This window comes from Streptomyces sp. NBC_01446 (genome assembly GCF_026340095.1).
In the GTDB taxonomy this organism is placed as follows: Bacteria; Actinomycetota; Actinomycetes; order Streptomycetales; family Streptomycetaceae; genus Streptomyces; species Streptomyces aureus.
In genome coordinates, this window is record NZ_JAPEPO010000001.1 from 2644657 (window position 1) to 2665023 (window position 20367).

Genomic DNA, 20367 nt, shown 5'->3' on the forward strand with positions numbered 1-20367 from the left:
ATTACGCGTTGCTCTGCGCGGCCGACTCCTTCTCACGGACGTCCGACGCGACCTCGGCGCCCGGCTCGGCAGCGGGATCCGCCTCGGCAGCGGCGTCCGGCTCAGTGGCGCCGGATGGCTCGGCAGCGGCGTCCGCCTCCGCCACCCGCTCCCCCCGCCGCGGCAGCAGTACCGCCACCAGCACCGTCCCGACGCCGAGGATCACCGCGCCGACGCCGCTCGTGTGCGCCACCGCGTCCGAGAACGCGGAGCCGACCGCGTCGGCCATCTGCCGCGCGCCGCCCGCGAGCTGCTCGGCCTGCGCCTTGAGCTGGGCCGCCTGCTCGGGACTGGTCGCGCCCGCCGCCTTCTCGGCGATCTTGTGGGCCTGGTCCCCGATGCCCTGGGCCACCGCGTAGCCCGCACCCACCGAGTCCTGCGCCGTCGACAGCGCGTCGCCCGGCAGCTTCGTGCCCGCCGTGTTGTCCGCCAGCTGTGACGAGTACGAACCGGCCAGGACCGAGCCGAGGATCGCGATGCCGAGCGAGCCGCCGAGTTCGAGCGACGTGTCGTTGACCGCGCCGCCCACGCCCAGCTCCGACTCGGGGAACGAGCCCATGATCGCGTCGGTGCACGGCGAGAGGGCGAGGCCGATGGCGAGGCCGAGCATGACGAGGGGCAGCACGAAGTCCCCGTACGAGGACGTGGCGTCGACGCGTGCGAGGAGGGCGAGGGCCGCGGTGCCGCCGACCATGCCGGCCGTCACCGTGATCTTCATGCCGATGCGCGGGGTGAGGTACCCCGTGAGCGCCGAGCCCACGAAGACCGCTCCGGCGAGCGGCAGCATGCGGACGCCGGTGGCCAGCGCGTCGTAGCCGAGGACGAACTGGAGGTGCTGGGTCAGGTAGTAGAAGGCGCCGAAGACCGCGAGGAAGAAGAGGGCGACCGCGAGGTTCGAGCCGGAGAAGCGGCGGTCCGTGAAGCGGCGGACGTCCAGGACCGGGCGCGGATGGCGCAGCTCCCACAGGACGAAGGCCACCAGGGCCACGCCCGCGACGACCGCGGCGCCGATCGCCTTGGCGCCCCAGCCGAAGTGCGGCCCCTCGATGATCATGTAGACGAGGGCGCCGACCCAGACGACCGAGAGGAGTCCTCCGACGTAGTCGATGCGGTGCTGGTGTGCGGCCTTGGACGGCGGTACGAGGACGAGGGCGCCGACGAGGGCGACGGCGGCCACAGGCACGTTGATCAGGAACGTCGACGACCAGCCGTGGTCGCGCAGGAGCGCGCCGGCGACCAGCGGCCCGGCCGCGATGGCGAGGCCCGCGGTGGCGGTCCACAGCACGATGGCCTTGGCGCGCTCGGCGCGCGGGAAGGTGGCCGCGAGCAGCGACAGCGTGGCGGGCATGATCATGGCAGCGCCGACGCCCATGACCGCGCGGGCCGCGATGACCCCGGTGGAGCTGTCGACGAGCGAGCCCGCGACGGCGCCGCCGCCGAAGACGACGAGGCCGAGGACGAGCGCCCCGCGCCGGCTGTACTTGTCGCCGATCGCGCCGAGCAGCAGCATCAGGGCCGCGTACGGGACGGTGTAACCGTCGATGACCCACTGGAGGTCGGCGCTGGTCAGGCCGAGGTCCTTGGTCATGTCGGGCGCCGCGACGGTGAGCGCGGTGTTCGCCATGACGATGATCAGCAGGCTCAGGCACAGCACGATCAGGGCCCACCAGCGACGGGCGTACGGCCGGTCCATCCCCTCGACCGGTTCCTTCATGACGAGGCGCATTCCCTTGCCACCCTCCGGGGCGCTCGGCCCCCACAGTCCACGGGTCCATGTGTCCACGGACATTGCACAGCACTGTGCAATTACACAACACTGTGCAATTTACGTCATTGCACAGCACTGTGCAAAACCACACGTGAACGGGGTCGGGGCCGGGGTGCAGAATGGGCGCGTGACTTCAGGCCGAGCCGACACCAACCGCCGCCGCATCCTCGACGTCGCGCTCGCCGAACTGCTGCGCGACCCGGACGCGTCCATGGACCAGATCGCCAGGGCCGCGGGCGTCGTCAGGCGCACGGTCTACGGGCACTTCCCCAGCCGCGAGGCGCTCGTCGCCGCGCTGGTCGACGACGCCGTCCTCGCGGTCGAGGCCGCGCAGACCCAGGGGCGCGCGGGCGTGACCGACCCGGCCGAGGCCGTGGCCCGCTCGCTGCTCGCCGTGTGGGAGGTCGCCGACCGCTACCGCCTGCTGGTCGCGCTCGCGCAGCGCGCCGTCACCGTCGAGGGCATCCGCACCCGGCTGACCCCGGTCCGCGACAGCTGCGCCGAACTGCTCCAACAGGGCCTGGAATCGGGTGAGTTCACCTCTCCCCTGCCGCCGCCGGCCCTCGCGTACGTCCATGAGCAGGTCCTGTTCGGGCTGCTCGAAGCGGTCAACGACGGGCTGATCCCAGCAGAAGAGGCGGGCCGCTCCGCCGCGGTCACCGTACTGACCGCGGCGGGCGTACCCGCCTCACGCGCCACCGAACTGGTGGCCGGGATCGGCTGACCGAGGTCAGGCCTTCGCCAGCTCCTTGTCGCCGCCGCCCCGCTGGTCAGGAACGTCGGCCGCCGGAGCGTGGTTCCCGTCGTCCACGAGCGTGCGCTCGTCGAAGGGCAGGTCACCGGCGAGCACGCGCTGGACGCGGTCCTTGTCGACCTCGCCCGTCCACGTACCGATGAGGAGCGTGGCGACGGCGTTGCCCGCGAAGTTGGTCAGGGCGCGGGCCTCGCTCATGAAGCGGTCGATGCCGATGATCAGGCCGACGCCGTCGACGAGCGCGGGCTTGTGCGACTGGAGTCCGCTGGCGAGCACCGCGATTCCGGAGCCGGAGACACCCGCGGCGCCCTTCGACGCGACCATCATGAACAGCAGCAGGCCGATCTGCTGGCCGATGGCGAGGGGCTGGTCCATGGCGTCCGCGATGAAGAGCGAGGCCATGGTCAGATAGATCATCGTGCCGTCGAGGTTGAACGAGTACCCGGTCGGCACGGTGATGCCGACGACGGGACGGCTGACGCCCAGGTGCTCCATCTTCGCGATGAGCCGCGGCAGCGCGGACTCGGAGGACGAGGTGGAAAGGATCAGCAGGAACTCGCGGCCGAGGTACTTCAGGAGCGCGAACAGGTTGTATCCGGTGGCCAGGCGCAGCACGCTCCCGAGGACCACCACGACGAACAGGATGCAGGTCACGTAGAAGCCGAGCATGATCGTGGCCAGGGCCTTCAGGGCGTCCACACCGGTCTCGCCGATGACGGCCGCCATCGCGCCGAACGCGCCGACGGGCGCGGCCCACATGATCATGCCGAGAACGCGGAAGACCAGCTTCTGGATGTGCTCGACACCCTTGAGGACCGGCTCACCCGCGCGCCCCATGGCCTGGAGTCCGAAGCCGACGAGCAGGGCGACCAGGAGCGTCTGGAGCACCTCGCCCTCCGTGAACGCCGACACGAGGGTCGTCGGGATGATCCCGAGGACGAAGTCGACGGGGCCCTCGGCGGCGTCCTTGGCCGCGGTGTGGCCGACGTCCTTCACGGCCTGCGTGAGGTGCATGCCGTCGCCCGGGTGCAGGATGTTGCCGACGACCAGGCCGATGGCGAGCGCGACCACGGACATCACCAGGAAGTAGCCGAGCGCGAGCCCGCCGACCTTGCCGATCTTGGCGGCCTTGCGTACGGAACCCACACCGAGCACGATCGTGCAGAAGATGATCGGCGAGATCATCATCTTGATCAGGGCCACGAAACCGGTGCCGACCGGCTTGAGCTCCTTGGCGAAGTCCGGCCAGATGAAGCCGACCGCGATGCCGAGAAGGACGGCACCGATGACGGCGATGTACAGATAGTGGGTGCGGTCTCTCTTGGTGGCGGCTGCCACCTGGGTCTCGGCCACGGGTGCCTCCTGACGACGGTGTCTGGCGTAGTACGGGAAACCTGCACGTACGCGCCATGCGTGCGGCTCACGTCTGGCGAATCACGGTGACTATCTCCCGGCTTGTGAAGGCCGTCACCCTTCCGTTCATTTAGTTCACGCTTATACGTTCAGCTCGTACCGAGAGGCACACTGGGCCCATGCGCCTCCCCCTCCTGCCACGCGCCCGCAGCCTGGCCGGCCAGCTCTTCGCGATGCAGGTCGTCCTGGTCGCCGTCGTGGTCGCGGGGTGCGCGCTGTTCACGTACATCAGCGACGGCAACCAGGCCGAGCAGGCCGCCACGCGTCAGGCGACGGCGGCGGCCCGGGCGGTCGCGGACGCGCCCTCCGTCCGCGGGGCGATCACGGGGGACGGCGACCCGACCCGCACGCTCCAGCCGTACGCGAGCGACGTCCAGCGCCACACCGGCGTGGACTTCGTCACGATCATGGATCCGCACGGCATCCGCTGGACGCACCCCGACGAGCGCCGCATCGGCGAGCGCTTCCTCGGCCACATCGGGCCCGCCCTGCGGGGCAGGACCTTCTCGGAGACGTACACGGGCACCCTCGGCCCGTCCGTGCGCGTGGTGACCCCCATCATGTCGGGGCAGCGGATCGTCGGCCTGGTCAGCGCCGGCATCACGGTCGAGGAGATCAGCGCGCAGGCGCGCGGCCAGGTGATGGCGGTGGCCGGCGTCGCGGCGGGCGCCCTCGTGCTCGGCGGCATCGGCACGTACGTCATCAACGCCAGGCTGCGGCGGCACACCCACGGCATGAACGCGACCGAACTCAGCCGCATGCACGCCTACCACCAGGCGGCGCTGCACGCGGTGCGCGAGGGTCTGGTGATGCTCGACGGGCAGCGCAGGATCGCGCTCATCAACGACGGTGCGCGCGAGCTGCTCGGCGTCGGCGACGAGACGGTCGGGCGCAATGTCGCGGAGCTCGGCCTGCCCACCCCTCTGACGGGCGCGCTCCTCGCGGCGGAGCCCCGCGTCGACGAGGTGCACCTCACCACCGACCGCGTGGTCGTCGTCAACACCTCCCCCGTCTCCAGCGGCGACCGGCGCGGCACCGTGGTGACCCTGCGCGACCACACCGAACTCCAGGCGGTCATGGGTGAGCTGGACTCGGAGCGGGGCTTCACACAGGCGCTGCGCTCGCAGGCCCACGAGGCCGCGAACCGGCTCCACACCGTCGTCTCGCTGATCGAGCTGGACCGGGCCGACGAGGCGGTCGACTTCGCGACGGCCGAGCTGGAGCTGGCACAGACCCTCACCGACCAGGTCGTCGCCGCCGTGAGCGAACCGGTGCTCGCCGCGCTCCTGCTCGGCAAGACGGCGCAGGCCAACGAGCACGGCGTGGAGCTGGAGATATCCGGGGACAGCCGCATCGACGACGGCCTGGTGCCGCCCACCCTGCCGGCCCGCGACCTCGTGACGATCCTCGGCAACCTGCTCGACAACGCGGTCGACGCGGCGCAGGGCTCCCCGCACGCGAAGGTGACGGTCACGGCCCGCGCGCAGGGCGACACCCTGCTGCTCCGGGTCACGGACACCGGTCCGGGTGTCGCCGACAGCCACACGGACGCGGTCTTCGAGCGGGGGTGGTCCACCAAGCCGGCCGGTCCCGGCGGGCGCGGCCTCGGACTCGCCCTCGTCCAGCAGTCCGTCGCCCGCAACTCCGGCACCCTGACCCTGGCCGAATCCCCCACGGGCGGCGCACAGTTCACCGTCGTCCTGCCCCTCCAGCGCACGAGCGCGACCACGCCCACGGGAGGCACCGCGTGACCGGTCCCGACGCCACCGGCGGCACCATTCGCGTACTGGTCGTCGAGGACGACCCGGTGGCCGCCGACGCCCACGTCCTGTACGTGAACCGGGTCCCCGGCTTCACCGCGATCGGCAAGGCGCACACGGCCGCCGAGGCCCACCGCGCCCTGGAGCGCACCCAGGTCGACCTGCTCCTCCTCGACCTGCACCTCCCGGACGGCCACGGTCTCCAGCTGGCGCGCTCACTGCGGGCGGCGGGCCATCACACGGACGTCATCGCGGTGACCTCGGCCCGCGACCTCACGGTGGTCCGCGAAGGGGTCTCGCTCGGCGTGGTGCAGTACGTACTGAAGCCCTTCACGTTCCCGACGCTGCGCGACCGGCTCGTGCGCTACGCGGAGTTCCGGGCGGCGGCGGGCGAGGCGGGCGGCCAGGACGAGGTCGACCGCGCCCTGGCCACGCTGCGCGCCCCCGGTCCGGCCGCGCTGCCCAAGGGGCTGAGCGCGCCGACCCTCGAGCGCGTCACGCGGACGCTGCGCGCCGCCCCCGAGGGTCTGACCGCCGCGGCGGCGGCCGAGTCCGTGGGCATCTCGCGCATCACGGCCCGCCGCTACCTGGAGCATCTCGTCGAGTCGGGCCGGGCCGCCCGCAGCCCTCAGTACGGCCAGGTGGGCCGACCCGAACTGCACTACCGCTGGCTCACAGCGGTCTAGACCATTGGTCAACCACCCACCCCTGCACGGGGATTGACCTTGGTCCGACCCCGCCCGTACGTTCACCGGGCAGCCCCGCTCGGCAAGCCGGCCGGCGGCGGCCCGTAGGAGGTCGTGCCCGTGCGCCCCACCGCTCCAGTGCTCCTCAGCGCCACTCTGCTCATCGCCGCGACCGGCCTGACGGCCTGCAGCAGCGGCTCCGGGGACGACCCGGACACCGTCAGGATCTCCTTCAAGCAGTCGACCGACAACCAGATACGTGTCATGGACAAGTACCTGGCGTCGATGAAGACGCAGTTCGAGAAGGACCATCCGGGCAAGAAGGTGAAGCTGGTGCCGATCAAGGCGCCGGACTCCGAGTACTACACCAAACTCCAGCAGATGCTGCGCTCCCCGAAGACGGCACCCGACCTGGTCTACGAGGACACGTTCCTCATCAACTCGGACATCACCAGCGGCTACCTGAAGCCCCTCGACACGTATCTCGCCAAGTGGCCCGACTGGAACCAGTTCATCGACACGGCGAAGAACGCGGCCAAGGCCCAGGACGGCAAGACGTACGGCGTCCCGGACGGCACGGACACCCGCGGACTCTGGTACGACAAGGGCATCTTCGCGAAGGCCGGCATCAAGACCCCCTGGCAGCCGAAGACCTGGGACGACGTCCTCGACACGGCCCGCACGATCAAGAAGAAGGTCCCCTCCGTCACCCCGCTCAACGTCTACACGGGCAAGCCCGGCGGCGAGCAGTCCGCGATGCAGGGCTTCGAGATGCTCCTGTACGGGACGGGGCCGGGCACGGCGGATCCGCTGTACGACAGGTCGTCCAACAAGTGGATCACCGCGGGCAAGCCGTTCAAGGACGCGCTGAGCTTCGTGAAGACGGTCTACGGCGAGAAGCTCGGCCCCGACGTCTCCGACGCCCTCGACCCGAACATCGGCACCCGGGTCCGCGGCGAGCTGCTCCCCAAGAGCAAGCTGGCGATCAACCTCGACGGCTCCTGGCTCCCGCAGGACTGGCTGAAGGGCAGCGGCCACGAGTGGCCCGAGTGGTCGCAGAAGCTGGGCCTCGCGCACATGCCGACACAGGACGGCCAGGCGCCGGGCAAGGTCAGCATGTCGGGCGGCTGGACGTGGTCGGTCCCGTCGAAGGCGTCCAACCCCGACCTGGCCTTCGAGTTCATCAAGACCATGCAGACCAAGGCCAACGCCCAGAAGTGGTACATCGCCAACTCGGGCATCGCGGTGCGCAAGGACGTCGCGGCCGACCCGGCGTACGTGAAGGCGCAGCCCGGCATCAAGTTCTTCACGGACCTGGTGGCGTCGACCCACTACCGGCCCGCGTACCCGGCGTACCCGAAGGTCTCCACGGCGATCCAGGAGGCGATGGAGTCGGTCACGACCGGCGACAGCTCGGTCGAGAAGGCGGCGAGTACGTATGACGAGCAACTCAAGACGGCGACGGACGGCAAGGTGATCACCAAGTGAAGGTGGGGCGGGGCGGTGCACGCCGCCCCCTGACACGCGCCCTGCCCCTGGCCCCTTCCCTGGTCCTGCTGCTGCTCTTCCTCGCCGGCCCGATCGCGTACTGCGCGTACATCGCCTTCACGGACCTGCAGTTGACGGGCCAGGCCCACTCCTCCTTCGTGGGCTTCGACAACTTCACGGCCGCGTTCAAGGACGACGCGTTCCTGAACGCGGTCTGGCTCACCCTCGTCTTCACGGTCCTGTCCTCGCTCATCGGCCAGAACACGCTGGGCCTCGCCCTCGCCGCGCTGATGCAGCGCGCGTCGAAGCCGGTCCGCACGGTCACGGGCGCGGTCGTGATCTGCGCGTGGGTCCTGCCGGAAGTCGTCGCCGGCTTCCTCCTCTACGCGTTCTTCCGCCGCGAGGGCACGCTCAACGCGATCCTGGACTGGCTCCATCTGCCCACCCAGAACTGGCTGTTCACACTGCCGATCCTCGCGGTGTCCTTCGCGAACGTGTGGCGCGGGACGGCGTTCTCCATGCTTGTCTACTCGGCGGCGCTCGGCGAGATACCCAAGGAGATCACCGAGGCGGCGGAGATGGACGGCGCGGGCGGCTGGCGCCGCATGTGGCACATCACGCTGCCGATGATCCGCCGCTCCATCGGCACGAACCTCATGCTGAACACCCTGCAGACGCTGTCCGTCTTCGGTCTGATCTGGGTGATGACGCGAGGCGGGCCCGGAAACCGCAGCCAGACCCTGCCCCTGTTCATGTACGAGCAGGCCTTCCAGAAGAGCATGATCGGCTACGGCACGGCGGTCGCCCTGCTCCTCCTGGTCGTCGGCTCGCTCTTCTCGCTGGTCTATATGCGCCTGCTGCGCTCGGAGGCCTGAGTGTCCTCACCCCGCACCGTCCGCCACCGCCTCGCGGCCGACGCCGGACTCCTGATCGTCGCCGCGGCGTTCGTGCTGCCGCTGGCGTGGGTGGTCCTCTCCGCCCTCGACGCGCACGCGAACCTCCAGGTGAAGATCCCCGACGGCGTCACCCTGGACAACTTCGACGCGGTCCTGACCCCCGACATCACCTTCACGCCGCTCCTCAACAGCCTGCTGCTGTGCGGCGGCGCGACCCTCCTGACGGTGGCGAGCGCGGCCCTCGCGGCGTACCCGCTGTCCCGCTACCGCTCCCGCTTCAACAACCCGTTCCTGGCGACGGTCCTGTTCGCGACGTGCCTCCCCATCACGGCGATCATGGTCCCGGTCTACGCGCTCTTCGTGCAGGTCAATCTGATCGACACGATGCAGGGCACGATCTTCTTCTTCGCGGCGTCCCAACTCCCGTTCGCCATCTGGCTGATGAAGAACTTCATGGACGGCGTCCCGAAGGAGCTGGAGGAAGCGGCCTGGACGGACGGAGCGTCCTCGTTCCAGTCCCTGATCCGCATAGTGCTCCCCTTGATGGGACCCGGCATATCAGTGGTCACGGTCTTCTCGTTCGTCATGATGTGGGGCAACTTCTTCGTCCCCTTCATGCTCCTGCTCACTCCCGAACAGATGCCGGCCTCGGTGAGCATCAACGACTTCTTCGGCAACCGGGGCACAGTCGTCTACGGTCAGCTGGCAGCCTTCTCGATCATCTACTCGACGCCGGTGATCCTGCTGTACGTCCTGGTGGCCCGGCGCTTCGGCGGGGGGTTCGCGCTGGGGGGTGCGGTCAAGGGCTGACCGGCCGAGCCGCATACCGCACCCTCGCGCCCCGCACTGATCGACGGGCCGCCCGGCCGCCCCCTCAGCCGATCGGCACCGGCATCCTCACCACGTCGTACGCCAGGTCGATCGTCTCGCCCGTGGCCGGGTCGGTCAGTTCCACGCGCCAGTGGGGGGCGAACTGGTCGACGCCCTCGGCCATCGGGATCGTGCCGGAGATCAGGACCGTGCCGGGCACCAGGTCGCCGCGTTCGCGCAGGACGTCGGCCCAGTAGGCGGGCGTGAGCAGCTCGGCCAGGGTGCCGTCCTGGATCAGGGTCTCCTCACCGTCGTGGGTCACCCAGGCGCGCAGGGTCAGGTCGTCGAGGCGCTCCTGCACGTCGGCGAGGCGCCAGGCGCGGCGGGCGAGGACGTCGGGGCTCGCGTTCTTGCTCCAGGCCACGCCGTGCACCTCCAGCTCGCGGTCGGTGTGGTCGCAGGCGGCCGTCAGGAGCAGGTCGCCGTCCTGGTCGACGACCAGCGCCCACTCGGCCTCGCCGGAGGTGCGCCCGTGCTGGACGCGGACCTGGTCGGTGTGCTGGGCGAGGTAGGGGGAGACGGGGTAGAGCGCGGGGGTCACGGACGGCGCGGGCACCCCCAGCTCGGCGAGTTCCGCCACGTGGGCGGCGACGTCGTCCTGGCTGCGCCCGGCGTATCCGGCGTTGAGCACCTGCACGACATCGACCTTGCGGGTGGTGCCGTCGGGCAGTTCGAAGGTCAGCAGCGCCATGGGGTTTCTCCACATCGTTCGCGGTATCGGCGAGGTTAACTTTGCGCGGAAGGCTTGCGCATACGACCTGTATACAAGAAGTATGCCGGAAGGTCGACAGTTAACCTCACCCAAGGAACCTCAGGGACGGACGTCGTGAACCACACCAGCACGAGCACGGAAAAGACCCCGCTCGGCGGGTCCGCGGTCCGCCGCGCCTTCTTCGCCAGCCTGACCGGAACCGCACTGGAGTGGTACGACTTCGCCATCTACTCCGTCGCGGCGGCGCTCGTCTTCGGCGACGTCTTCTTCCCCTCGGAGGACCCCGCCACCGGCACCCTGCTGGCGTTCTCCACGTACGCCGTCGGCTACGTGTCGCGCCCGCTCGGCGGTTTCGTCTTCGGCCGCCTCGGCGACAAGCTCGGCCGCAAGAAGGTCCTGATCGCGACCCTCGTCCTGATCGGGGCCGCCACCCTCGCGATCGGCCTGCTGCCCTCCTACGCCACGATCGGCGTCGCCGCTCCGCTCACCCTCGTGATACTCCGCTTCGCCCAGGGCGTCGGTGTCGGCGGCGAGTGGGGCGGGGCGGTGCTGCTGTCCAGCGAGTTCGGCGATCCGCGCCGGCGCGGCTTCTACGCCTCGGCCGCCCAGATCGGCCCGCCGGTCGGCAACCTGCTCGCCAACGGTGTACTCGCCGCCCTCGGCGCTCTCCTGACGGAGGCTCAGTTCACGTCCTGGGGCTGGCGCGTGGCGTTCCTGCTCTCCGGCGTGCTCGTCTTCTTCGGCCTGTGGATCCGCGCGAAGCTCGAGGAGACCCCCGTCTTCAAGGCGATGGAGGCCGAGCAGAAGCGCCCCGAGGCCCCGATCCGCGAGGTCTTCACGACGCACCCGCGCGCCCTGGCGGCCGCGATCCTCAGCCGCGTGGCCCCGGACGTCCTGTACGCGCTGTTCACCGTCTTCGTCCTGACCTACGCGACCGGCGAGCTCGGCATGTCCCGCGGCTCCGCGCTGGCCGCCGTCCTCATCGGCTCCTCCCTCCAGGTCTTCCTGATCCCGCTGGCCGGCGCCCTGTCCGACCGCGTCAACCGCCGCGTCCTGTACGGCGCCTCGGCCGCGGCCGCCGGTGTGTGGCCGTTCCTGTTCTTCCCGATGATCGGCGGCGGGAGCTGGCCGCTGCTCGCACTCGGCGTCGTGGTGGCCCTTGTCTTCCACTCCGCGATGTACGGGCCGCAGGCGGCCTTCATCGCCGAGCAGTTCTCCCCGCGGCTGCGCTACACCGGCTCCTCGCTCGCGTACACGCTGGCCGGTGTCATCGGCGGCGCCGTCGCGCCCCTGCTGTTCACGGCGCTGCTCGACGCGTACGACTCGTGGATCCCGCTGGCCCTCTACGTCGCGGGCACCGCGATCGTCACCATCGCCGGGCTGTGCCTGGGCCGCGACGGCGACCGGAGCGACGAGGAGCCGCTGAGCGGTGAACCGGCCCGCTCCCCCGCCGCGTCGACGGCATCCTGACCCCCGGACCACGCATTCCCGAACCCCCACCCGAGGAGGAACGTCTCATGCGTATCGCGCTGAGCCAGATCACCACCGGCCCCCGCCCCGAGGGGAACCTCACGCTCCTGCGCGAGCAGGCCCGGCTCGCGGCGGACGCGGGCGCCCGCGTCGTCGTCTTCCCGGAGGCCGCGATGGCCTGCTTCGGGACCCCGCTGGCGCCGCTGGCCGAACCGCTCGACGGCCCCTGGGCCACGGCGGTGCGCCAGATCGCCAAGGAGGCCGAACTCGTCGTCGTCGCGGGTATGTTCACGCCCGCCCCGGACGGAAAGGTGGCGAACACCCTGCTCGCCACCGGCCCCGGCGTCGAGGCGGCGTACGACAAGATCCACCTCTACGACGCCTTCGGCTTCGCCGAGTCCGACACGGTGGCACCCGGGTCCGAGGTCGTCACCTTCGACGTCGACGGCACCCGCATCGGCCTCGCGACCTGCTACGACATCCGCTTCCCCGAGCTGTTCAGGGCCCACGCCGACGCGGGCGCGGTCGTGTCCGTACTCCCCGCCTCGTGGGGCGCGGGCCCGGGCAAGCGGGAGCAGTGGGAACTGCTGATCCGCGCCCGCGCGCTCGACGCCACGCTCTGGCTCGCCGCCGTGGACCAGGCGGACCCGGCGGCCTCCGGCGTCCCCGCCGCGTCGAACGCCCCCACCGGCATCGGCCACAGCGCCGTCGTCGGCCCGGACGGAACCGTGCGCAAGCACCTCGACGAGGGACCGGGGCTGCTCATCGCGGACCTGGACCTCGACGAGGTCGCCTCCGTCCGCCGCTCCATTCCGGTACTGGCCAACCGCCGCCTTTGACGACAAGCCGGACGTACGGCAGGCCGGCTATCCCGCGAGCAGCACCTTGAGCGTCGACTCCAGGTGGCTGTCGATCGCGGTGCACGCGGCCTGCCGGTCCCCGGAGGCGATCGCGTCGAGGATCGCCTCGTGCTCATGGAGCACGGACTCCTGCCGGCCGTGCTGATTGAACAGCGCCACCACCCCGGCCCGGATCTGGCGGCTGCGGAGCCCGTCGTAGTGGCGGTCGAGCAGGGCGTTGCCCGCCGCCGCCACGATCGTCGCGTGAAAGAGGTGATCCACCGCGATGAACTCCTTGGCGTGCTCGGCCCCGCTGAGCGCGCGCTGGCGGTCGAGCAGGGCGGTCAGCTCGGGCACGGGGGCCCTGCCCCCGGCGATGACCCGCTCCGCGGAGTACCGCTCGACAATGCCGCGCAGCTCCATCAGCTCGGTGATCTCCCGCCCCGACAGCGGCACGACCTGCGCCCCGCGCTTGGGGACCAGCCGTACGAGGTCCTCGGCGGCGAGCAGCAGGAGCGCTTCGCGGATCGGGGTGCGGGAGACGCCGATCCGGTCGGCGAGCTCCTGCTCGGAGAGGAACTCTCCTTGTCTGTCCGGGTCCGCGAGCACGTTCTCCTTGAGAAACGCGTATGCCTTGTCCCGTCCCGACGTCACGACCGCCCCCAGAGTTGCATACAAGGAGTATACGGATCTGGTTACCGGGAGTCCCGTCTCCGTAGGTTCCTACGACAAGTAACCCGGTGCGAACAGACCGTAGCCACCGGCAATTCCCACACCTACCGTGTGCCCGTGCACCCAAGCGACTCCGCCCCGCCGTTCAACGCTCCGGCCGCCCGACGCCTCCGTGAGGCCCTCGGGATGGCGCCCGGGCATGTCGCCTACGGCATGCGCGCCTCGTACGGCCAGCATCACGTCACGCCCGACACGATCATGGCCTGGGAGCGTGGGCTCACCTCGCCGACATCGGCGGAGCTCACCGCGCTCGCGGGTGCCCTGTGGTGCTCGCCGGGTGATCTCATAGGCGCGGCGCGGACGCTGCGCGAGCACCGGATGGCCCGCGGGATCGCGCCGGAGGACGTGGCGCGCACGGTGGGGGTGGAGATCCATTCGTATCTGCGGATGGAGGAGACCGGCGAGTGGCGCGGCAACGAGCGCCAGTCGGCCACCCTCGCCGAGGTGCTCGGCCTCGCGCCGCCGGACTTCGCGACCGTCACGGGCCGCAACGAGCAGCTGGCGGACTTCCTGCGCAGCGCGGTGACCACGCGCTGGCAGGCGTACACGCGCCCGATCACCAAGCTCGTCCCCGTGCACAAGGGACAACTGGAGGCAGCGCTCCAGGAGATGCAGCTCGAGTACCAGGCACTGATGGCCGCGACGCTCAGCTGGGGCGGCGGGCCGGGGCGCGAGTCGGGCGAGGCCGGGCGGGAGTTCCTCGAAGGGATCCTCGACGAGTTCTGGTCGAGGATGCACACGTCGTAGGCGGTAGCCGGACCGTGGAGCTCTAGAAGACCGATTCCGCCTCGTCCATGCGGTCCTTCGGTACCGTCTTCAGTTCGGCGACGGCCTCGGCGAGGGGGACCATCTCGATCTCCGTGCCGCGCAGCGCCGTCATGCGGCCGGAGACGCCCCGGTGCGCGGCCTCGACGGCGTGCCAGCCGAAGCGCGTGGCCAGGACCCGGTCGTACGCGGTCGGGGTGCCGCCGCGCTGGACGTGGCCGAGAATGACCGGCTTCGCCTCCTTGCCGAGGCGGCGCTCCAGCTCGAACGCGAGAGCCGTGCCGATGCCCTGGAAGCGCTCGTGGCCGAAGCGGTCGATCGCGCCGGTCTGGTAGTCCATCGTTCCCTCGGCGGGGTGCGCGCCCTCGGCCACGCAGATGACGGCGAACTTCTTGCCGCGCGCGAAGCGTTCCTCGACCATCTTGACCAGGTCGGCCGGGTCGAAGGGGCGCTCGGGCAGGCAGATGCCGTGCGCGCCGCCCGCCATGCCGGACTCCAGGGCGATCCAGCCCGCGTGCCGGCCCATCACCTCGACGACCATGACGCGCTGGTGGGACTCGGCGGTGGTCTTCAGCCGGTCCATGGCCTCCGTGGCGACGCCGACGGCGGTGTCGAAGCCGAAGGTGCGGTCCGTTGCGGAGATGTCGTTGTCGATGGTCTTCGGGACGCCGACCACGGGCAGGCCCGCGTCGGCGAGCATCCGGGCCGCGGTCAGCGTGCCCTCGCCGCCGATGGGGATGAGGACGTCGAAGCCGATCTCGGTGGCGAGTTCCTTGGCGTTCTCGCAGGCGGCGCGGAAACGGTCGCGCTCGAGCCGGGAGGAGCCGAGGATGGTGCCGCCACGGGCGAGGATGCCGCTCACGGCGTTCAGGTCGAGGGTGCGGTAGCGCCCGTCGAGCAGTCCCGCGTATCCGTCCTCGAAGCCGATCACCTCGTCGCCGTGGTGCGTGACGGCGCGGTGCACGACCGACCGGATCACTGCGTTCAGGCCAGGACAGTCACCGCCGGCGGTGAGAACTCCGATACGCATCGTGCGTGTCTCCTGCTCGCTGTTGAGACTTGTGAGCCGTTCCGATTCTTTCACGGCCGTGGGGGCGATGCGGGACACCGCCGGGCGCGGGGCCCGTGAGGCGGGTGTTCCGGGGCTCTTTCGGCCCCCGGACCAGGGCCTTTGTCCGGCGGGCGACTTAGCCACCCCCGGAGGTATTGTCAAGAGGGCACGGCTACGACTTTCATCAGAGGCCGGTTCAGCGGCCGAATCTCTGCGGCAGAGGCCCCTTCTCTGCGGCCCGTCCAGCGAAAGGGAGAGCACGCGTGACGCGCAGCGTGTACGTGACCGGCATCGACCGGGGTGACGGCCGGCAGGTCGTGGAACTGGGAGTCATGGAGCTCCTGACCCGGCAGGTCGACCGGGTGGGAGTCTTCCGCCCGCTCGTCCACGACGGTCCCGACCGGCTCTTCGATCTGCTGCGGGCGCGCTACCGCCTCTCCCAGGACCCGGCGACGGTCTACGGCCTCGACTACCACGAGGCGTCCGCCGTGCAGGCCGAACAGGGCACCGACGAACTGGTCTCACGCCTCGTGGAACGCTTCCACCAGGTCGCCCGCGACTACGAGGTCGTCCTCGTCCTCGGCACGGACTTCGCCGACACGCAGCTCCCCGACGAGCTGGCCGTCAACGCCCGCCTCGCCAACGAGTTCGGAGCGTCCGTCATCCCCGTGGTCGGCGGCCGCAAGCAGACCCCGGAGTCCGTGCACGCCGAGACCCGCAACGCGTACCGCGCGTACGAGGTCCTCGGCTGCGACGTGCTCGCGATGGTCGTGAACCGGGTGGCGGCGCAGGACCGCGAGGAGATACGCGAGAGCCTGACGGCCCATCTCCCGGTCCCCACCTACGTACTGCCGGACGAGCCCGCCCTGTCCGCGCCGACGGTCTCCCAGATCGCGCAGGCGCTCGGCGGCGAGGTGCTGCTCGGCGACGACGCGGGCCTCGCGCGCGACGCGCTGGACTTCGTGTTCGGCGGCGCCATGCTGCCGGCGTTCATCAAGGCGCTGACGCCGGGCTGTCTGGTCGTGACACCCGGGGACCGCGCGGACCTCGTGGTGGGTTCGCTCGCCGCGCACAGCGCCGGCACCCCGCCGATAGCGGGCGTCCTGCTGACCCTCGACGAGCGGCCCGGCGAGGAGATCCTGACGCTCTCCGACCGCCTCGCGCCCGGCACGCCGGTGGTGGCGGTGAAGGGCGGTTCCTTCCCCACCGCAGGTGAACTCTTCGCCATGGAAGGCAAGTTGAACGCGGCGACGCCCCGCAAGGCGGAGACGGCGCTCGGCCTCTTCGAACGGTGGGTCGACACGACCGGCCTGCTGGAGCGCGTCTCGGCGCCGAGCAGCGACCGCGTGACCCCGATGATGTTCGAGCACAAGCTCCTGGAGCGGGCCCGCGCCGACAAGCGTCGCGTCGTGCTGCCCGAGGGGACCGAGGAGCGCGTCCTGCGCGCGGCGGACGTCCTGCTGCGCCGCGGGGTGTGCGACCTGACGCTGCTCGGCCCGGTGGAGCAGATCCGCAAGAAGGCCGCCGACCTGGGCGTCGACCTGGTGGACTCGCAGCTCATCGACCCGGTCACGTCCGGGCTGCGGGACCGGTTCGCCGCCCAGTACGCGCAGCTGCGCGCCCACAAGGGCGTCACGGTCGAGCTCGCGTACGACGTGGTGGCGGACGTGAACTACTTCGGGACGCTGATGGTGCAGGGCGGTCTCGCGGACGGCATGGTGTCGGGTTCCGTGCACTCGACGGCCGCGACGATCCGCCCCGCCTTCGAGATCATCAAGACGAAGCCGGACGCCGCCATCGTGTCGTCCGTCTTCTTCATGTGCCTCGCCGACAAGGTCCTCGTGTACGGGGACTGCGCGGTGAACCCGGACCCGGACGCGCAGCAGCTCGCCGACATCGCCGTCCAGGCGGCCGCCACCGCCGAGCAGTTCGGCGTGGACCCGCGGATCGCGATGCTGTCGTACTCGACGGGCACGTCGGGCTCGGGCGCGGACGTCGACAAGGTACGCAAGGCCACGGAGCTGGTGCGCGAGCGGCGCTCCGACCTGAAGATCGAGGGCCCCATCCAGTACGACGCGGCGGTCGAGCCGTCGGTGGCGGCGACCAAGCTTCCGGGCTCGGAGGTCGCGGGCCAGGCCAGCGTGCTGATCTTCCCCGACCTGAACACCGGCAACAACACATACAAGGCCGTGCAACGCTCGGCCCGCGCCATCGCCGTCGGTCCGGTCCTGCAGGGTCTGCGCAAGCCGGTCAACGACCTCTCGCGCGGCGCGCTCGTGCAGGACATCGTCAACACGGTCGCCATCACGGCGATCCAGGCCCAGACGCCGGCCTCCTGACCCCTACGAAGAGGTAAGCACCTGTGACCGCCACGCCCAGCCGAGTTCTCGTCCTCAACTCCGGTTCCTCGTCGCTGAAGTACCAGCTGCTCGACATGGAGAGCGGCGTCCGGCTCGCCGTGGGCCTGGTCGAGCGCATCGGCGAGGAGACGTCCCGCCTCAAGCACACGCCGCTGACCGCGGGCGGCGGCGAGGCGCGCGAGGTGAACGGCCCGATCGCCGACCACGACACGGCCCTGAAGGCGGTCGCGGGGGAGCTGGCCCGCGACGGGATGGGCCTGGACTCCCCCGAGCTCGCCGCGATCGGCCACCGGGTGGTGCACGGCGGCATGTTCTTCACCGAGCCCACCGTCATCGACGACGCGGTGCTCGCGGAGATCGAGCGGCTGATCCCGGTCGCGCCGCTGCACAACCCGGCCAACCTCACGGGCGTCCGCACCGCGATGTCCCTGCGCCCGGACCTGCCGCAGGTCGCCGTCTTCGACACGGCGTTCCACACGACGATGCCGGAGCCGGCGGCGCGCTATGCGATCGACGTGAAGACCGCCGACGAGCACCGCATCCGCCGCTACGGCTTCCACGGCACGTCGCACGCGTACGTGTCCCGCAAGGCGGCCGAGCTCCTCGGCAAGGCCCCCGAGGAGGTCAACGTCATCGTGCTGCACCTGGGCAACGGCGCCTCGGCGTCGGCGGTGCGCGGCGGCCGGTGCGTGGACACGTCCATGGGCCTGACGCCCTTGGAGGGCCTGGTGATGGGGACACGTTCGGGCGATGTGGACCCGGCCGTCATCTTCCATTTGATGCGGGTGGGCAACATGTCCGCCGACGAGATCGACGTACTGCTCAACCAGAAGAGCGGTCTTGTCGGTCTCTGCGGCGACAACGACATGCGGGAGATCCGCCGTCGTATCGACGAGGACGACGAGGAGGCGCGGCTCGCCTTCGACATCTACATCCACCGCCTGAAGAAGTACATCGGCGCCTACTACGCGGTGCTCGGCCGGGTGGATGCGGTGGTGTTCACGGCGGGGGTCGGCGAGAACGCGGCGCCGGTGCGCGAAGCTGCCGTCGCGGGGCTGGAGGAGCTGGGCCTCGCGGTCGACGGCGAGCTCAATTCCGTACGTTCGGACGAACCGCGGCTGATCTCGCCGGAGTACGCGCGGGTGGCGGTCGCCGTCGTCCCGACCGACGAGGAACTGGAGATCGCGCGGCAGACCTACGCCCTCCTGCACGACTCCGCGTCGCGCAACGACTGAGCGCACCACCGCCCATTTGTAGATTCCACCAGACGGAATATTCCGTAGCGAAACAAACCGATAGGATCGCCCCATGCGCCGTTCCAAAATCGTCTGCACGCTGGGCCCCGCCGTCGACTCCGAAGAGCAGCTCGTTGCGCTGATCGAAGCCGGCATGAATGTGGCCCGCTTCAACTTCAGCCATGGCACGCACGCCGAGCACCAGGGGCGGTACGACCGTGTCCGGGCCGCCGCGGAGAGCACCGGCCGCGCCGTCGGCGTCCTCGCGGACCTCCAGGGCCCCAAGATCCGTCTCGAGACCTTCGCCGAAGGCCCCGTCGAGCTGGTGCGCGGTGACGAGTTCACCATCACCACCGACGATGTGCCGGGCGACAAGTCGATCTGCGGCACGACCTACAAGGGTCTGCCCGGCGATGTCTCCAAGGGCGACCAGATCCTCATCAACGACGGCAACGTCGAGCTGCGCGTCGTCGAGGTCGACGGGCCGCGCGTGAAGTCGATCGTCGTCGAGGGCGGTGTCATCTCCGACCACAAGGGCATCAACCTGCCCGGCGCGGCGGTGAACGTGCCCGCGCTGTCCGAGAAGGACGTCGACGACCTGCGCTTCGCCCTGCGGATGGGCTGCGACATGGTCGCCCTGTCCTTCGTGCGCAACGCCGACGACGTCCAGGACGTCCACAAGGTGATGGACGAGGAGGGCCGCCGGGTCCCCGTCATCGCCAAGGTGGAGAAGCCGCAGGCCGTCGACAACATGGAGGGCGTCGTCGCGGCGTTCGACGCCGTGATGGTGGCCCGCGGCGACCTCGCCGTCGAGTACCCGCTCGAGAAGGTCCCGCTGGTGCAGAAGCGCCTCGTGGAGATGTGCCGCCGCAACGCCAAGCCGGTGATCGTCGCGACCCAGATGATGGAGTCGATGATCACCAACTCCCGCCCCACGCGCGCCGAGGCGTCCGACGTCGCCAACGCGATCCTGGACGGCGCGGACGCGGTCATGCTGTCCGCCGAGTCCTCCGTGGGCGCCTATCCGATCGAGACCGTGAAGACGATGTCGAAGATCGTCGTCGCGGCCGAGGGCGAGCTCCTGTCCAAGGGTCTCCAGCCGCTCGTGCCCGGCAAGAAGCCGCGCACGCAGGGCGGTTCGGTCGCCCGCGCGGCCTGCGAGATCGCCGACTTCCTGGGCGCCAAGGGCCTCGTGGCCTTCACCCAGTCCGGCGACACGGCCCGCCGCCTGTCCCGCTACCGCGCGGCCCAGCCGATCCTGGCCTTCACCACGGACGAGGGCACCCGCAACCAGCTGACGCTGAGCTGGGGCGTCGAGTCGCACATCGTGCCCTACGTCGACAACACCGACGCGATGGTCGACCTGGTCGACGCCGAGATGGTGAAGCTGAACCGCTTCAACGACGGCGACACCGTGATCATCACGGCCGGTTCGCCCCCCGGCGTCCCCGGCACCACCAACATGGTCCGGGTGCACCACCTGGGCGGCGGAGAGCGCGACTGACGCCTCCTCAGGCTCATCAGCCCCG

Annotated in this window: 17 protein-coding genes; 12 read left to right on the forward strand and 5 right to left on the reverse strand. The window is 70.5% G+C overall.

Going from position 1 to position 20367, the window contains the following annotated elements; genetic code table 11:
- Position 1: 1 nt before the first annotated feature.
- Positions 2–1765, reverse strand: coding sequence for an MFS transporter (locus tag OG456_RS11620; RefSeq protein ID WP_266569153.1), 1764 nt, complete (start codon positions 1763–1765; stop codon positions 2–4).
- Positions 1766–1934: 169 nt separating this feature from the next.
- Here OG456_RS11620 and OG456_RS11625 point away from each other — a divergent pair, with 169 nt between their 5' ends.
- Complete coding sequence (locus tag OG456_RS11625; RefSeq protein ID WP_266559925.1) at positions 1935–2531, forward strand: TetR/AcrR family transcriptional regulator; 597 nt, start codon at positions 1935–1937, stop codon at positions 2529–2531.
- Positions 2532–2537: 6 nt separating this feature from the next.
- On the opposite strand, the gene OG456_RS11630 is transcribed toward OG456_RS11625, so the two are convergent.
- Positions 2538–3914 (reverse strand): cation:dicarboxylase symporter family transporter, encoded by a 1377-nt coding sequence (locus OG456_RS11630; RefSeq protein WP_266559927.1) that lies wholly within the window; start codon positions 3912–3914, stop codon positions 2538–2540.
- A gap of 179 nt (positions 3915–4093) precedes the next feature.
- On the opposite strand from OG456_RS11630, the gene OG456_RS11635 reads away from it, so the two are divergent.
- From OG456_RS11635 to OG456_RS11655, 5 genes are all read left to right on the forward strand, one after another.
- Positions 4094–5725 carry a sensor histidine kinase gene (locus OG456_RS11635; RefSeq protein WP_266559929.1) on the forward strand — a complete coding sequence of 544 codons (1632 nt, stop codon included), beginning with the start codon at positions 4094–4096 and terminating at the stop codon, positions 5723–5725.
- Positions 5722–6420, forward strand: coding sequence for a response regulator (locus OG456_RS11640; protein WP_266559931.1), 699 nt, complete (start codon positions 5722–5724; stop codon positions 6418–6420). Before OG456_RS11635 ends, OG456_RS11640 begins: the two co-directional genes overlap by 4 nt.
- Positions 6421–6540: 120 nt before the next feature.
- Positions 6541–7908, forward strand: a complete 1368-nt coding sequence (locus tag OG456_RS11645; protein WP_266559933.1) for an extracellular solute-binding protein — start codon at positions 6541–6543, stop codon at positions 7906–7908.
- Positions 7905–8783: a carbohydrate ABC transporter permease gene (locus tag OG456_RS11650; protein ID WP_266559935.1), complete on the forward strand. Its 879-nt coding sequence runs from the start codon at positions 7905–7907 to the stop codon at positions 8781–8783. The genes OG456_RS11645 and OG456_RS11650 overlap by 4 nt, the downstream gene beginning before the upstream one ends.
- Positions 8784–9614 (forward strand): carbohydrate ABC transporter permease, encoded by an 831-nt coding sequence (locus OG456_RS11655; protein ID WP_116509760.1) that lies wholly within the window; start codon positions 8784–8786, stop codon positions 9612–9614.
- Between the two features lie 64 nt (positions 9615–9678).
- Here OG456_RS11655 and OG456_RS11660 read toward each other — a convergent pair whose 3' ends face one another.
- Positions 9679–10365, reverse strand: coding sequence for a DUF2848 domain-containing protein (locus tag OG456_RS11660; protein ID WP_266559938.1), 687 nt, complete (start codon positions 10363–10365; stop codon positions 9679–9681).
- Positions 10366–10500: 135 nt separating this feature from the next.
- Here OG456_RS11660 and OG456_RS11665 point away from each other — a divergent pair, with 135 nt between their 5' ends.
- Both OG456_RS11665 and OG456_RS11670 read left to right on the forward strand, forming a co-directional pair.
- Positions 10501–11856, forward strand: coding sequence for an MFS transporter (locus tag OG456_RS11665; RefSeq protein ID WP_266559940.1), 1356 nt, complete (start codon positions 10501–10503; stop codon positions 11854–11856).
- Positions 11857–11903: 47 nt separating this feature from the next.
- Positions 11904–12695, forward strand: a complete 792-nt coding sequence (locus OG456_RS11670; RefSeq protein WP_266559942.1) for a carbon-nitrogen hydrolase family protein — start codon at positions 11904–11906, stop codon at positions 12693–12695.
- 27 nt (positions 12696–12722) lie between these two features.
- Here the strand turns inward: OG456_RS11670 and OG456_RS11675 are convergent, their stop codons facing one another.
- Positions 12723–13349: a GntR family transcriptional regulator gene (locus OG456_RS11675; protein WP_266559944.1), complete on the reverse strand. Its 627-nt coding sequence runs from the start codon at positions 13347–13349 to the stop codon at positions 12723–12725.
- Positions 13350–13484: 135 nt separating this feature from the next.
- On the opposite strand from OG456_RS11675, the gene OG456_RS11680 reads away from it, so the two are divergent.
- Positions 13485–14174, forward strand: coding sequence for a helix-turn-helix transcriptional regulator (locus OG456_RS11680; protein WP_266559946.1), 690 nt, complete (start codon positions 13485–13487; stop codon positions 14172–14174).
- Between the two features lie 22 nt (positions 14175–14196).
- Here OG456_RS11680 and OG456_RS11685 read toward each other — a convergent pair whose 3' ends face one another.
- Positions 14197–15222, reverse strand: a complete 1026-nt coding sequence (locus OG456_RS11685; protein ID WP_100595810.1) for an ATP-dependent 6-phosphofructokinase — start codon at positions 15220–15222, stop codon at positions 14197–14199.
- 284 nt (positions 15223–15506) lie between these two features.
- Here OG456_RS11685 and pta point away from each other — a divergent pair, with 284 nt between their 5' ends.
- The 3 genes from pta (at position 15507) to pyk (ending at position 20342) form a co-directional block, all read left to right on the forward strand.
- Complete coding sequence (pta, locus tag OG456_RS11690) at positions 15507–17582, forward strand: phosphate acetyltransferase (protein WP_266559950.1); 2076 nt, start codon at positions 15507–15509, stop codon at positions 17580–17582.
- Positions 17583–17605: 23 nt separating this feature from the next.
- Positions 17606–18838, forward strand: a complete 1233-nt coding sequence (locus tag OG456_RS11695; RefSeq protein WP_266559952.1) for an acetate kinase — start codon at positions 17606–17608, stop codon at positions 18836–18838.
- Positions 18839–18911: 73 nt separating this feature from the next.
- Complete coding sequence (gene pyk, locus OG456_RS11700) at positions 18912–20342, forward strand: pyruvate kinase (RefSeq protein ID WP_266559954.1); 1431 nt, start codon at positions 18912–18914, stop codon at positions 20340–20342.
- Positions 20343–20367: the final 25 nt, after the last annotated feature.

What these genes read in the sequence shown, in the direction of transcription:
- OG456_RS11660 (WP_266559938.1), bottom strand. Translation starts at nt 10,365, where the DNA reads ATGGCGCTGCTGACCTTCGAACTGCCCGACGGCACCACCCGCAAGGTC.
- pyk (WP_266559954.1), top strand. Translation starts at nt 18,912, where the DNA reads ATGCGCCGTTCCAAAATCGTCTGCACGCTGGGCCCCGCCGTCGACTCC.
- OG456_RS11685 (WP_100595810.1), bottom strand. Translation starts at nt 15,222, where the DNA reads ATGCGTATCGGAGTTCTCACCGCCGGCGGTGACTGTCCTGGCCTGAAC.
- OG456_RS11635 (WP_266559929.1), top strand. Translation starts at nt 4,094, where the DNA reads ATGCGCCTCCCCCTCCTGCCACGCGCCCGCAGCCTGGCCGGCCAGCTC.
- OG456_RS11670 (WP_266559942.1), top strand. Translation starts at nt 11,904, where the DNA reads ATGCGTATCGCGCTGAGCCAGATCACCACCGGCCCCCGCCCCGAGGGG.
- OG456_RS11620 (WP_266569153.1), bottom strand. Translation starts at nt 1,765, where the DNA reads ATGCGCCTCGTCATGAAGGAACCGGTCGAGGGGATGGACCGGCCGTAC.